Raw genomic sequence first — 12,472 nt, 5'->3', positions numbered from 1 at the left:
ATGCGCAGCGGATACTACAAGGAAACCATCGCCCGGCATGTCGACCTGACCGATGCGCTGTCGCAGCGGGTCTGGATCGCCATCGCCCTGGCCGCCCTGGCGCTCGCGCCGCTCTACTTCGACTATTACGGGCTGTCGCTGATCACCCTCATGGCCATCACCGCGGTCGGAGCGATGGGCCTGAACGTGCTGACCGGCTGGACCGGCCTGATCTCGCTGGGGCAGACCGCCTTCATGGTGCTGGGCGCCTATTCCTATGCGATTTCGACCGAAAGCTGGGGGTGGCCGCCGCTGGCTGGCCTTGCGCTGGCCGGGATCGTGCCGGCACTGGCCAGCGTGGTGGTGGGTATCCCGTCACTGCGGCTGACCGGGCTTTATCTGGCGATCACGACCATGGCCTCGGCCTTCATCGTCAACCACCTGGTGCTGGAATTCGACGGGCTGACCAACGGGTCGTCGGGCATCTTCGTGAACCGGCCCACGATCCTGGGCTTTGCCTTCGATACCGATCAGAAGTTCTATTACCTCTGCATCGGCGTGGCGTTGCTGACGGTTCTGGCCTGCCTGAACCTGCGCCGGTCGCGCATCGGCCGCGCGCTGGTCGCCATCCGTGACAACGACAACGCCGCGCGGGTGATGGGCATCGACCTGCGGTCCTACAAGATCTACGCCTTCATGACGAGCTCGTTCATCGTCGGCATCTCGGGCGCGCTTTACGGGATCTTCCTCAGCTTCGTGACGGTCGACGGCTTCCCGTTCCTGCTGGCGATCGAGGCACTGGCGATCCTGATCGTGGGCGGCATCGGCAGCATCGCCGGCGCCATCCTGGGCGCGATCTTCCTGGTCGGCCTGCCCGAGGTCACGTCGATGATCTTCTCGCTTCTGGGCGACGGGGCACAGGGCCTGCTGTCGACCAGCGCCCATGAAATCAAGGGGCTTCTCTACGGTCTGGTGATCATCCTGTTCCTCAGGCTGCAGCCGCACGGGCTGATGGGGCTATGGCAGGATGCCCGGCGCGTGTGGACGCTGTGGCCCCTGCGCTACTGACACCAACATCATCGACGAGGGAGGAAACCATGAAGTTGATGAACGCGCTTGCAGCCCTGACGCTGCTGACCGCGCCCGGCGCGCTGTACGCCGCCGACCAGGGCGTGACGGACAATGAAATCCTTCTGGGCGAGGTCGAGCCCCTGACCGGCCCCCCTGCCCTGCTGGGCGTGGCCCACAACCTGGGTGTGCGGCTGGCCCTGGCCGAGGTGAACGCCAATGGCGGCATCGGCGGCCGGCAGGTGAAGCTGGTCGCGGAAGACGACGGCTATGTCACCTCTCGCACGATCCAGTCGGTCCGCAAGCTGGTGGGCGTCGACAAGGTGTTCGCGCTGACCGCCCTGTCGGGATCGGGCCAGGCGTTGGCGGCAATGCCCGTGGTCAAGGGGATCGGCATTCCCGCCATGGTCCCGATCGGCCCGCTGCCGCCGCTTTACGAGCCGCCGAACAACAACATCTTCGTCGTCGGCCAGTCCTATACCGAAGGCATGCGCCAGCTGGCGCTCTACCTGGCCAAGACCTATCCGGGCAAGAAATGGGGCGTCATCCTGCAGGACGACGACTATGGCAAATCGCTGGCCACCGGCCTGGCCGAGGCCGGGAAAGAGGCACAGATCGATGTCGTCTATGAAACCAAGTATGCCCGCGGCCAGAAGGATTTCGCGTCCGAGATGCTGCGGGTCAAGGATGCCGGTGTCGAGGTCCTGATCGCCGGCGGCATCATCTCGGAAAACATCGCCATGGTGAAGGAGGCCGAGAAGCTGGGCATCGATCCGGTCATCGCCACCTTCTGGCCCGGCCGCGTGCCCGAGGTGCTGAAGGCCATCGGCCCGGCCAGCGACGGCATCTACAGCGTCGACTATGTCGTCCCGCTGCAGTCGGAGGCCGGCAAGGCGTTCCTGGAACTGGCGTCCAAGTACCTGACCGAGGACGAGGTCAAGCGCGTCAACCGCTACACGATGACGGGCTATTCCTCGACCGTGGCGCTGCTGGACGCGATGAAGAACTGTGCCGAGGACCTGACCTGGGCCTGCACCATCGAGAAGATGCAGAACGATGCAGCGGTGGATACCGGTGTCATGTCGCCGATCAAGTTCGGGCCGGACAACCGGTTCTCGAACTCGAAGGTGACGGTCATGCGCGCCGATTACGACACGCTCAGCTACGTCCCTGTCGATTGATCGACGGGCACCGGGCCGGTCCCTTGCGGGGCCGGCCCGACCAGTTTCAAGACTGCCAGCAATATCGGAGACCCGTCATGGCGGACGCCTATATCGTCGATCACTGCCGCACGCCCCGCGGCTTGGGAAGGATCGGCAAGGGGGCCCTGTCCGGGCTTCACCCGCAGGAACTGGGCGCCACCGTGCTGCGCGCCCTGAAGGACCGGACCGATCTGCCGACCGACAGGGTCGACGACATCGTCTGGGGGTGTTCGAACCAGCAGAACCTGCAGGGCAACGATCTGGGCCGGATGACGGCGCTGGCGGCGGGTTATGACGTCAAGGCGTCCGGCGTCACGCTGGACCGGTTCTGCGGATCGGCCCTGACCGCCATCCACTTCGGCGCCGCCTCGGTCATGTCGGGGATGGAGGACATCGTGATCTCGGGCGGGTCCGAGATGATGTCGTTCAACTATGGCAACCAGAAGGCCGCGCGGACGAAGCTCTTCGATTCCGACAACATGAACCTGCGCCGCCTGCATCCGCAGGTCGCGCAGGGCATCTGTGCCGATGCGATAGCGTCGATGGAGGGCATCTCGCGCCGCGCGACCGAGGAACTGGCGGTCGAAAGCCAGCGCCGCGCGGATGCGGCGATCAAGGCCGGGCTTTTCGCGCGCTCCACCATCGTCGTGCGGGACGCGGACGGTCAGGTCCTGCTGGATCACGAGGAATATCCGCGGCCGTCCACCACGCTGGAGACACTGGCCGGGTTGAAGCCGGTCTTCGAGGGCATCGCCCATTCCCCGGTCGACGAGGACGGGACCACGCAGCTGGACCTGATCCGGCGTGTGCTGCCCGATCTGGACATCGACTTCATCCACCATGCCGGAACGTCGTCCGGTGTGGTCGACGGCGCGGCGGCGATGCTGCTGGCGTCGAAACGGGCCTGCGCCGAAAACGGATGGACGCCCCGCGCCCGGATCGTGGCCATGGCCAATGTCGGCGACAGTCCCGAACTGATGCTGAACGGCCCCATCCCCGCCGCCCGCAAGGTGCTGGCCCGGGCCGGCATGACGTTGGACCAGATCGACCTGTTCGAAATCAACGAAGCCTTCGCCGTCGTGGCCGAGAAATTCATCCGCGACCTGAAGCTGGACCGCGACAGGGTCAACGTGAACGGCGGCGCCATCGCCCTGGGTCACCCGATCGGCGCCACCGGCGCCATGCTGGTCGGCACGTTGCTGGACGAACTGGAACGCCGCGATCTGAAGACCGGCCTAGTGACCATGTGCGCCGCCGGCGGCATGGCGCCGGCGATCATCATCGAACGGGTCTGAAACGCGACCCCGACCGGCGCTAGCCGCAGCGCCGGTTCACCAGCCTGCCGCCTTCCTTGACGGTCTCGACCTCGCCCCGGCGCACCAGGCGGTTCACGTGGGCCAACGTCTCGGTGAAGGCAAAGCTCATCTGGTGCGGGTCGAGCGTCCGCGGGAACAGGACCGGCACCAGGTCCGCCACCGTCTGCGGTCCCACAGCACAGGCGGTGCGGATCATGTCGCAGCGTTCCTCGTGATGCGCCTCCAGTTCGGCACAGCGTTCCTGCAGGCCGAAGAACGGCCGGCGGTGGCCCGGCAGGACCAGCACGTCGTTCGGGATCTCGGCGCTGAGGAACCGCAGCGACCGCAGGAAATGCCCCAGGGGATCGCCGTTCGGTTCATCCGCGAAGACGCTGACATTGGGCGTGATCTTCTCGATCACCTGATCGGCGGCGAACAGAAGCCTTTCGTCCTCGCAATAAAGCAGCACCTGCTCGTGGGCATGACCGTCGCCGGTCAGGACCCGGAAGGTGCGCCCGCCGATCTCCAGAATGTCGGGCATCAGCAGACGCAGGAACGCATCCGGCAGCTCGCCCACGCGGCGCAGATAGTCGTTGCCCTGGATCGCCACGACACCCGCCCCTTCCGGCGTCATCCCGTGACTGACATAGAAGTCGAAATGGGTCCGGGTCTGGCGCTCGTTCGAGCCGAACGAGATCACCTTGCTGCCCATGTACGCGGAATAGCTGGTCAGAAGCGGGGCATCGAACCGTTCGCACAGCCACCCAGCCAGCCCGATATGGTCGGGGTGGTGATGGGTGACGATCACCCGCGACAGCACGGTGCCCGCCAGCGCCCCCGAAAGCAGATCGTCCCAGGCCGCCATGGCCTGATCGGTCTTGATGCCGGTATCGATCACCGCCCACCCGTCAGTGTCGCGGATCAGGTAGATGTTCACGTGATCCAGCCGGTAGGGAAGCGGAATGCGCAACCAGCGGATGCCGTCCGCGATCTCGACCACCTCGCCGAACTCCGGCATCGTTTCGAACGGAAATTGCAGGCTGGAACTGTGGTCCATGGCGTTACCCCGTCATTGTCCTATGCGTGCACCGCCAGGCAGGCGCATCATTTCCGATCCGGGTGCCCAGCTCAAGGGCCCGCACCGGCCGGCACCGCGATGAGCGGGTTCAGACCGCCTGTTCGTCGGGGATCCGCACCAACAGCCCGTCCATGCTGTCATCGACCTTGATCTGACAGGACAGTCGGGACGTTTCGAGATCGGGATCGACGGCAAGTCCAGCATGTCGGCCTCCATCGAGGCCTTCTGGGGCAGGCGGTCGACCCAGTCCGCGTCGACATGGACGTGACAGCTCGAACAGGCGCAGGCGCCGCCGCAGTCGGCGACGATACCGGGCACATTGTTGTCCCGCGCACCCTCCATCACCGTCCTGCCGACGGCGACATCGACGACATGTTCGTTTCCGTCGGGCGAGATATAGGTAATGTGCGGCATCAGTCCTGCCTTGCTGTCTTGTCCGGGCCTGCCCGGACATATCCCAGCAATTTCAAGCTTCTTCTGTCCCACGGCGTGGGGACATGCTCCCGCGCGCGGGCAGAGTTGCGACCGCCAGTCTTGTTCTCTAGGCTCGGCGGGTCCGGATCTATCAGGAGCAGGCCCTGCACATGAGCGACCAAGTCCCCCGGGTCGTACGCACCGTGACCGGGCCGCAAAAGCGCCCGAAGGCGAAACGCGGTCGTCCCACGCTGGCAGAACTCTCCCTGCGGCCGGACACGAGGTCGATGCTTCTGGCGGCCGCCAACGATCTGATGATCGAGAAGGACACGGTCGAGATTTCGATGAACGAGGTCGCGGAGCGTACAGGCCAGGCGGCGGCCCTGGTCCAATACCATTTCGGAAGCAAGGAAGGGCTGTTGATGGCGCTGGCGGAAAAACAGGCGACACGAGCCGTCGAGGCCAGCGTCGCGTTGATGAAACGCGACCTGCCCGCCACGGAGAAGCTGCGCCACCATGTCCACGGCATGGTGAACACCTTCTACGAAGCCCCCTATCTGAACCGGCTTCTGGATGCCCTGATGCGGGACGGCCAGACCCAGACGGCCAACCAGATCGGCCGCGTCATCGTGCGCCCTGTCGTGGGGTTCTACAACGATCTGCTGAAACAGGGCCGGGAAGAGGGCGTATTCCGCGATATCGACCCGATGGCCTTCTATTTCCTGCTGGTCGGGGCCTGCGACCACCTTTTCGCTCGGCGAAGCGCCCTGTCCGCCGCCTTTGGCATCGACAGGGTATCGCCGGAGCTGAAGCAGAATTATGCCAGTTTCGTCTACGATCTGGTGGTGAGCGGGATCCGGCGCTGACCGCCAAAACACCGCACAGGCAGGAACAGGCCGTTCGGTGGCACACCTCTGCCGGCATTGGCCGACCCGCCGGGACGGCCGCCCTTATCTGAACCGCGGCGACGCCGGAGCCGCGTTCGGGCCGGCGGTCGCGTCCTGCCGACTTGCGGTCCGGCCACAACCGGAAGAACGGGACGCGTGGACCCGCCGCGCCCCGGAAAGGCTCAGTTCTGGCCCAGCGTCTTGTACGCGCCGTTTTCGACCACGGTCAGGAAGATCGCCTCGGACCCGATATGACGCTCGGGCGCATAGTTGACATCGATGCCGACGATGTCGTCGCGATAGTTCAGCGACTCCATCCCCGAACGCAGGCTTTCCGGCGTCAGGTCCGGACCCGCCGCTTCCAGCGCACGGACCAGCGTGTCGATGCCGACATGGCCCAGCATCGCGGCCATGCCGGGCTGCTCGTTGTCGTAAAGGCCCGTGAAGGCATCATACCAGGCCTTTACCTCGGGCAGGTCCATCCGTTCGGTGTACATCGTCACCGGAGAGGCAACATAAAGCCCGTCCGTCACGCCGACCTGCGCCGCGACCGCCTCGTGATAGGACGGCGCGCCGGCCAGGAACTTCACGTCGGTCCAGCCGATCTTCTTGGCGGTGCCCAGCGTTATGATCAGCTGCCGGACGCTGAGCGCCGTCGCCACCACGTCACAGTCGGCATCCTTCAGCTTGGACAGGGCGCCCACGAACTCGCTTTCGTCCGGCTTGTGGGTGGACTGCGCCACCAGCGTCATGCCGGTCTCCTCTGCCCCAAGCGTGGCACCTTCCAGCACCTCGGTGCCGTAATCGTTGGGAATGTACATCGCGCACAGCTTGTCGCCGGCGCCCAGTTCCTCGCGCAGGTAGTGGATGCCCTTGTTGATCTGGTCCAGATAGGGCGGATACGAGGTGTACTTGAACTCCAGGTCCCCTTCCAGCATCGGAACCGCGGTCGACAGGGGCGAGATATTGGCCACTTGGCGCGCTTCCATCATCTTGAAGCCCGGAATGACCTGCGAGGTCCCCAGGTTCAGGATCATGGCAAAGACCTTGTCCGAATTGATCAGCTTGTTGAAGTTGGCCATGGACTTCGGCACCTGATAGCCGTGGTCCTCGACGATATAGCGGATCTTGCGCCCGTTGATGCCGCCGGCGTCGTTTACCTGGTCCACCCGCATCTGCACGGCCTTCACGGCCTGAATGAAGAAGGGGGCGAAGGGACCGGACAGGTCGCCGTTCGATCCGATGACGATCTCGTCATCGCTCACGCCCTGCTGGGCCGCGGCGCCGGTTGCAATCGCAGCGCCGAAGGCGGCAACGGTCAGCATCGTCTTCACTGTGTGTTTCATGGGTCTCCTCCCCAAGGTTTACCTGTCAGGCCGGCCGATACATCTGCTCGATCATGTCGCGGTGCTTCTTTTCCATGACCCCACGCTTCAGCTTCATCGTCGGCGTCAGCTCCTCGTCCTCGGCCGTCATCAGGATGTCGATCATCCGGAAGTCCTTGATCTGCTCGACCCGGGCGAACTGTCCGTTAACCTCCCCGACCTCATGGCGGATCAGCTCCACCACCTCGCGTGCGTTGCACAGCGAACGGAAATCGCTGAACGGGATCCGCTTGTCCTGTGCGAAGCGTTCGACGTTTTCCTGGTCGATCATGATCAGGCAGGTCAGGTACTTGCGGCGGTCGCCGATCACCAGCGCGTCGGCGATATAGGGCGAGAACTTCAGCGCGTTCTCGATCTCGGCGGGCGAGATGTTCTTGCCCCCGGCGGTGATGATGATGTCCTTCAGCCGGCCCGAGATCCACAGGAACCCGTCCTCGTCGATCCGCCCGGTATCGCCGGTGCGCAGCCAGCCGTCCTGGGTAAAGGTTTCGGCCGTGGCCTCGGGCCTGCCCCAGTAGCCGACGAAATTGGTGGCGCTCAGGGTCTGGATCTCGCCGTCTTCGGCGATGCGCATCCGGCAGCCGGGCACGGCGGGGCCCACGCTGCCTATGCGGCTGCGCCCGGCCCCGCAGATCGAGATGACGCCGCCGCTTTCGGTCATCCCGTAGCCTTCATAGACCTTCACCCCGATGGCATGGAACCACTTCAGCAGGCTGGCCGAAATCGGCGCCGCCCCGGATCCGGCCCGGCGGATCCGGTCCAGCCCCAGCATGCGGCGCAGATTGGCCAGCACCAGCCAATCCAGAAGCCGGTATTCCAGCCCCTTCAGAACGCCAAAGGACCGGCCCCGTTCCGCCATATCCTGCCGGTCCAGTCCCAGCCTGACCGCCCGGGCCAGCAGCGCCTGCTGCAGCCGCGGCGCGTCGTCCGACATCATGCGGACACGGGAATACAGCTTTTCCCAGACCCGCGGCACGAAGATGATCGTGTGCGGGCTGATCTCCTGGATGTCCGAAAACACGGTCTCGGGGCTTTCGACGAAGTTGACCGTCGCCCGCGCGGCCAGTGGCGCCACGACCGAAAACAGCCTTTCCAGAACGTGGCACAGCGGCAGGAAGCAGAACTGGTCGTCGTCGGGGTGGATCTCGGTCACCTGCAGCATCGACGATGCTGCAGCGATCAGGTTCTGCTGGCTGAGAAGCGCGCCCTTCGGCCGGCCCGTCGTTCCCGAGGTATAGACCAGGATCGCCCCGTCCGACCCCGACCCGGCCGCGATGGCCCGGTCGAAGGCGCCGGAATCCGCGGCAAGCCGTTCGGCGCCAAGGGCATAGAGATCGTCCAGGAACAGGACCTGGTCGTCCTTCAGCCCATGCAGGCCCTCGGGATCGTAGACGATGACCTTGTCGACCGCCGGCATCTGGGCCCGGGCGGAAAAGAACTTGTCCAGCTGTTCGTCGTTTTCCAGGAACAGGAAGCGGCTGCCGCTGTCCTCGACCAGATAGGTCAGCTGGCTGGCGCTGTCGGTGGTATAGACGCCGGACACGATGGCCCCCATCGCCTGAGCGCCGAGGTCGGTGTAAAGCCATTCCTTGTGGGCCTCGGACAGGATCGAGATCCGGTCGCCGCGTACAAGACCCAGGGCCTGAAGCCCCAGCCCGATCAGCCGCGCCTTTTCGTAATAGTCCCGCCACGAAGCCGACCGCCAGATGCCCAGGATCTTCTCGCGGTGGGCGACGCGATCCTTCAGTTCGCGGGCGCGGGCCTGCAGGATCTTGGGCAGGGTGTCGTGGCCGTCGATCAGGAAGGGACCGACCGTCAGATCGCCGTTCACGGCCACGCCGTTCACGTCGATGCAGGGCTTCAGCTCGCTTGCAAAGTTCACCGTGTCGCTCCCCGTCAGCGCCATGTCTTCTTGGTTTTCCAGCGCTTCTGGTCGCGCTGCGTTTCGCCGTGCTGGCCCAGATAGAATTCCTGCACGTCCCTGGACTGCGACAGCTTCTCGGACGTGCCGTCCATGACAATCCGGCCCAAGTCGAGGACATAGCCCAGGTCCGCCAGCCCCAGCGCCATCCGGGCGTTCTGTTCCACCAGAAGCACGGTCAGGCCCTGTTCTCGGTTCAGACGGCGGATGATCGCGAAGATCTCCTTGATCAGGCGGGGCGCCAGTCCAAGGCTGGGTTCGTCCAGCAGCATCAGCGACGGCCGCGCCATCAGCGCCCGGCCGATGGCCAGCATCTGTTGCTGGCCGCCCGACAGGGTCCCGGCCATCTGGTGGCGCTTCTCACGCAGGATCGGGAAATAGTCATAGACCATCTCGCGGTCCTGCCGGACCGCCGCCGGATCCCGGCGGACATAGGCGCCAAGGGCGATGTTCTCCTCGACCGTCAGCAGCGGAAAGACCTCCCGCCCTTCGGGCACATGGGTCAGACCCGAACGCACGATCAGGTTCGGCTCCCGCCCGGTGATGTCCAGATCGCCCAGCACGACGCGGCCCTTGGCCGGGGTCATCGCGCCGGAAATCGTCTTCATCAGCGTGGTCTTGCCGGCACCGTTGGCGCCCAGAACGGTCACGATCCGCCCTTTCGGCACCACCAGCGACACGCCGCGCAACGCCATGATCGGACCGTAGTAGGTCTCAAGACTGGCAACCGTCAGCAATGCGTCCTGACCGGACAGGGAAGGGTGCGATATCATGTTCATGCGGCCGCATCCTCGTCGGCGCCCAGATAGGCCTCAATCACCTTCGGATGGGACTGGACCTCCGGCGGGGTGCCCAGGGCCAGCTGGCGTCCGTCGGCCAGCGCCAGCACCCGGTCGGACACGGTGGACACCAGGTGCATGTCGTGTTCGACCATGATCACCGTCATGCCCAGGTGATCGCGCATGTCCTGAACCCAGAACACCAGGTCCTGCGTCTCTTCCGGCGACAGGCCCGAAGACGGTTCGTCCAGCATGATCAGCCGCGGCTCCATCGCCACGGCGCGGGCCAGTTCCACGACCTTGCGCACGCCATAGGCCAGGGACGAGATCCGCGAATGCCGGTAGGGCTGGAGGTTCAGGAAGTCGATGGCACGTTCCACCGCCTCGCGATGGACCCTTTCCGACCGCCGCAGCGACGGCAGGAACAGCAGCTCCGACAAGAGCGACGGCGCGCCGAAGCGATGGCGGCCGACCAGCAGGTTTTCCAGCACGGTCGCCTGCTCGAACAGCTCGATGTTCTGGAAGGTGCGGGCGATGCCCAGCTTGGCCACCGCATCCGGCCCCCGTGCCAGAAGGTCGGTCCCGTCGAAGGTGATCCGCCCTTCGGCCGGATCATAGAGCCGCGAGATCAGGTTGAACGCCGTCGACTTTCCGGCCCCGTTGGGACCGACGATGGCGAAAACCTCGCCCTCTTCCACCGAAAAGGACAGCCGGTCGATGGCAGTGACGCCGCCGAAGCGCAGCGTGACGTTGTCGAATTCCAGAAGGCTCAATGGACGCGCTCCGACTTGGCATAGCTGGTCTGGCGCTTGAACGTGTCGCGCCGGTACAGGGGAAGCAGGTCGATCCAGGTGTAGACCTTCAGCCAGATCCCGTAGATTCCGCGCGGTTCGAACAGGATGAACAGGATCATGCAGGCCCCGAAAAGCGCGCTGTCCAGCCCGGGAATGGCGATGGATCCCAGCCCCAGCATGTCGGTCACCCCGCTGCGGGCGGCGCTGACGACCTGCGGCAAAAGCACGATCACCGCCGCTCCGATGAAGGCTCCGTGGATCGATCCCAACCCTCCGACTACGATCTGCATCAGCAGCATGATCGAGGTGATGATGGTAAAGGTCTCGAACGACACGATGCCGGTGAAATGCGCCATCAGCGCCCCGGCGAGCCCGGTCACGAAGGTCGAGATGCCGAAGGCCATGGCCCGGTAACGGGCGACCCTGATCCCCATGGCGCTGGCCGACACCTGGCTGTCGCGGATCGCGGCAAAGGCGCGGCCCCGGGGCGACCGCAGCAGGTTGCGATAGCCCAGCGTCGCCAGCACGGTGCACAGCAGCACCAGCCAATAGAACCGCCCGGGCGACACATAGCGGTCGATCTCGACCCCCAGGATGGTGATCGTGGGCGCAAAGACCCCGGCCGCGCCGCCGGTCAGGCCGGGAAACAGCAGGAGGATGTCCTCGAACATGATCGCCACGGCCATGGTCGCGATGGCCAGGTAGATGCCGCGCAGCTTCATCGTGGGCAGCGCCAGAAGGATCCCGGCGCCCGCGCAGATCAGCCCGGCCAGCGGAAAGGCCACAAGGAACGGCAGGCCGGCCCGGTCCTCCAGCAGCACCACGGCATAGGCCCCCAGCGCCATGAAGGCCGCATGCCCCAGCGAGATCTGGCCGGTCTGCCCCACCAGCAGCATCAGCCCCAGCCCGGCCATGGCCCAGATCAGAAGACTTGTCAGCTCGCCCAGCAGATAGGGGCCCAGAAGGACGGGCATGGCGACCAGCGCGCACAGGAACAGGGCATAGAGGATGCGCTGGCCGGGCCCGTCGAACAGGTCGATGTCGCGGTCATAGGAAGTGCGGAAATGGATGCGCATCGGATCAGACCTTCTTGGCCATGGTCGTCGACAAAAGCCCGTCGGGCCGCAGGACCAGAACCAGGAACATCATCAGGTAGGGCACGATCTGGCTGTAGCCGGCGGCGACATAGCGCCCGGCCAGCGGTTCCAGCCCGCCGATCAGAAGCCCGCCCAGGATGGCGCCGGGCAGGCTGCCCATGCCGCCGATGACGGCCGCGGCAAAGGCCTTGATCCCCAGGAACCCGATCGACGGGTCGATGGATCCCTTCGAGGCATAGAGGATCCCCGCAACCGCCGCGGTCATGCCGGCAGCCCCCCAGATCAGCGACTGGATCGTCTTGACCGGGATCCCCATGTAATAGGCCGCCAGCGCGTTCTGCGACGATCCCTGCATCGCCAGACCCAGCCGGGTGAAGCGGAAGAACAGGTAGAAGATGCCGGTCAGCAGCAGCGTAGACCCGATGATCGCCAGATCGATCACGCCGATTGCGCCGACCGCGGCGCTGCCGATGTCGATCTCGCCCGAGTTCAGGGGCGATTGCAGCACCTGCGGTTCATAGCCCCAGATCGTGCCCACGGCGAAGCGCAGGATGAAGCCCAGGGCGATGGTCA

General features: G+C 65.1%; 11 protein-coding genes and 1 pseudogene. 4 read left to right on the top strand and 8 right to left on the bottom strand.

The genetic code is table 11. The annotated features are described in order from the left end of the window. The 3 genes from FQK05_RS18600 (at position 1) to FQK05_RS18590 (ending at position 3,544) form a co-directional block, all read left to right on the top strand. Positions 1-1,047, top strand: a complete 1,047-nt coding sequence (locus FQK05_RS18600) for a branched-chain amino acid ABC transporter permease (RefSeq protein ID WP_158969692.1) — start codon at positions 1-3, stop codon at positions 1,045-1,047. Between the two features lie 29 nt (positions 1,048-1,076). Beyond that, positions 1,077-2,228 (top strand): ABC transporter substrate-binding protein, encoded by a 1,152-nt coding sequence (locus FQK05_RS18595; RefSeq protein ID WP_158969690.1) that lies wholly within the window; start codon positions 1,077-1,079, stop codon positions 2,226-2,228. 77 nt (positions 2,229-2,305) lie between these two features. Continuing rightward, the gene (locus tag FQK05_RS18590; RefSeq protein WP_158969688.1) at positions 2,306-3,544 is read left to right on the top strand and encodes an acetyl-CoA C-acetyltransferase; all 1,239 of its coding nucleotides are present in this window, start codon (positions 2,306-2,308) and stop codon (positions 3,542-3,544) included. A 19-nt stretch (positions 3,545-3,563) separates the two neighbouring features. On the opposite strand, the gene FQK05_RS18585 is transcribed toward FQK05_RS18590, so the two are convergent. Continuing rightward, positions 3,564-4,601: an MBL fold metallo-hydrolase gene (locus FQK05_RS18585; RefSeq protein ID WP_158969686.1), complete on the bottom strand. Its 1,038-nt coding sequence runs from the start codon at positions 4,599-4,601 to the stop codon at positions 3,564-3,566. 109 nt (positions 4,602-4,710) lie between these two features. Next, positions 4,711-5,036, bottom strand: a pseudogene (locus FQK05_RS18580) (2Fe-2S iron-sulfur cluster-binding protein). A gap of 170 nt (positions 5,037-5,206) precedes the next feature. Between FQK05_RS18580 and FQK05_RS18575 the strand changes: the two are divergent. Then, positions 5,207-5,902, top strand: coding sequence for a TetR family transcriptional regulator (locus FQK05_RS18575; RefSeq protein ID WP_158969684.1), 696 nt, complete (start codon positions 5,207-5,209; stop codon positions 5,900-5,902). Between the two features lie 203 nt (positions 5,903-6,105). On the opposite strand, the gene FQK05_RS18570 is transcribed toward FQK05_RS18575, so the two are convergent. From FQK05_RS18570 to FQK05_RS18545, 6 genes are all read right to left on the bottom strand, one after another. Further along, positions 6,106-7,269 carry an ABC transporter substrate-binding protein gene (locus FQK05_RS18570; protein WP_158969682.1) on the bottom strand — a complete coding sequence of 388 codons (1,164 nt, stop codon included), beginning with the start codon at positions 7,267-7,269 and terminating at the stop codon, positions 6,106-6,108. 25 nt (positions 7,270-7,294) lie between these two features. Beyond that, on the bottom strand, positions 7,295-9,190 hold the full coding sequence (locus FQK05_RS18565; RefSeq protein ID WP_233270573.1) for an AMP-dependent synthetase/ligase: 1,896 nt from the start codon (positions 9,188-9,190) through the stop codon (positions 7,295-7,297). Positions 9,191-9,204: 14 nt separating this feature from the next. Next, complete coding sequence (locus tag FQK05_RS18560) at positions 9,205-10,008, bottom strand: ABC transporter ATP-binding protein (protein ID WP_158969678.1); 804 nt, start codon at positions 10,006-10,008, stop codon at positions 9,205-9,207. Then, on the bottom strand, positions 10,005-10,781 hold the full coding sequence (locus FQK05_RS18555) for an ABC transporter ATP-binding protein (protein WP_158969676.1): 777 nt from the start codon (positions 10,779-10,781) through the stop codon (positions 10,005-10,007). The genes FQK05_RS18560 and FQK05_RS18555 overlap by 4 nt, the downstream gene beginning before the upstream one ends. After that, on the bottom strand, positions 10,778-11,878 hold the full coding sequence (locus FQK05_RS18550) for a branched-chain amino acid ABC transporter permease (protein WP_158969674.1): 1,101 nt from the start codon (positions 11,876-11,878) through the stop codon (positions 10,778-10,780). The genes FQK05_RS18555 and FQK05_RS18550 overlap by 4 nt, the downstream gene beginning before the upstream one ends. A gap of 4 nt (positions 11,879-11,882) precedes the next feature. Further along, positions 11,883-12,472, bottom strand: a 590-nt coding sequence (locus FQK05_RS18545) for a branched-chain amino acid ABC transporter permease (protein WP_158969672.1), incomplete at its 5' end; no start/stop codon positions are given.

It is taken from the genome of Chachezhania sediminis (genome assembly GCF_009765275.1).
GTDB classification, from domain to species: Bacteria; Pseudomonadota; Alphaproteobacteria; order Rhodobacterales; family Rhodobacteraceae; genus Chachezhania; species Chachezhania sediminis.
This window is presented reverse-complemented; position numbering and strand designations above follow the sequence as displayed.

What these genes read in the sequence shown, in the direction of transcription:
- FQK05_RS18575 (WP_158969684.1), top strand. Translation starts at nt 5,207, where the DNA reads ATGAGCGACCAAGTCCCCCGGGTCGTACGCACCGTGACCGGGCCGCAA.
- FQK05_RS18550 (WP_158969674.1), bottom strand. Translation starts at nt 11,878, where the DNA reads ATGCGCATCCATTTCCGCACTTCCTATGACCGCGACATCGACCTGTTC.
- FQK05_RS18560 (WP_158969678.1), bottom strand. Translation starts at nt 10,008, where the DNA reads ATGAACATGATATCGCACCCTTCCCTGTCCGGTCAGGACGCATTGCTG.
- FQK05_RS18585 (WP_158969686.1), bottom strand. Translation starts at nt 4,601, where the DNA reads ATGGACCACAGTTCCAGCCTGCAATTTCCGTTCGAAACGATGCCGGAG.
- FQK05_RS18595 (WP_158969690.1), top strand. Translation starts at nt 1,077, where the DNA reads ATGAAGTTGATGAACGCGCTTGCAGCCCTGACGCTGCTGACCGCGCCC.
- FQK05_RS18590 (WP_158969688.1), top strand. Translation starts at nt 2,306, where the DNA reads ATGGCGGACGCCTATATCGTCGATCACTGCCGCACGCCCCGCGGCTTG.
- FQK05_RS18570 (WP_158969682.1), bottom strand. Translation starts at nt 7,269, where the DNA reads ATGAAACACACAGTGAAGACGATGCTGACCGTTGCCGCCTTCGGCGCT.
- FQK05_RS18600 (WP_158969692.1), top strand. Translation starts at nt 1, where the DNA reads ATGCGCAGCGGATACTACAAGGAAACCATCGCCCGGCATGTCGACCTG.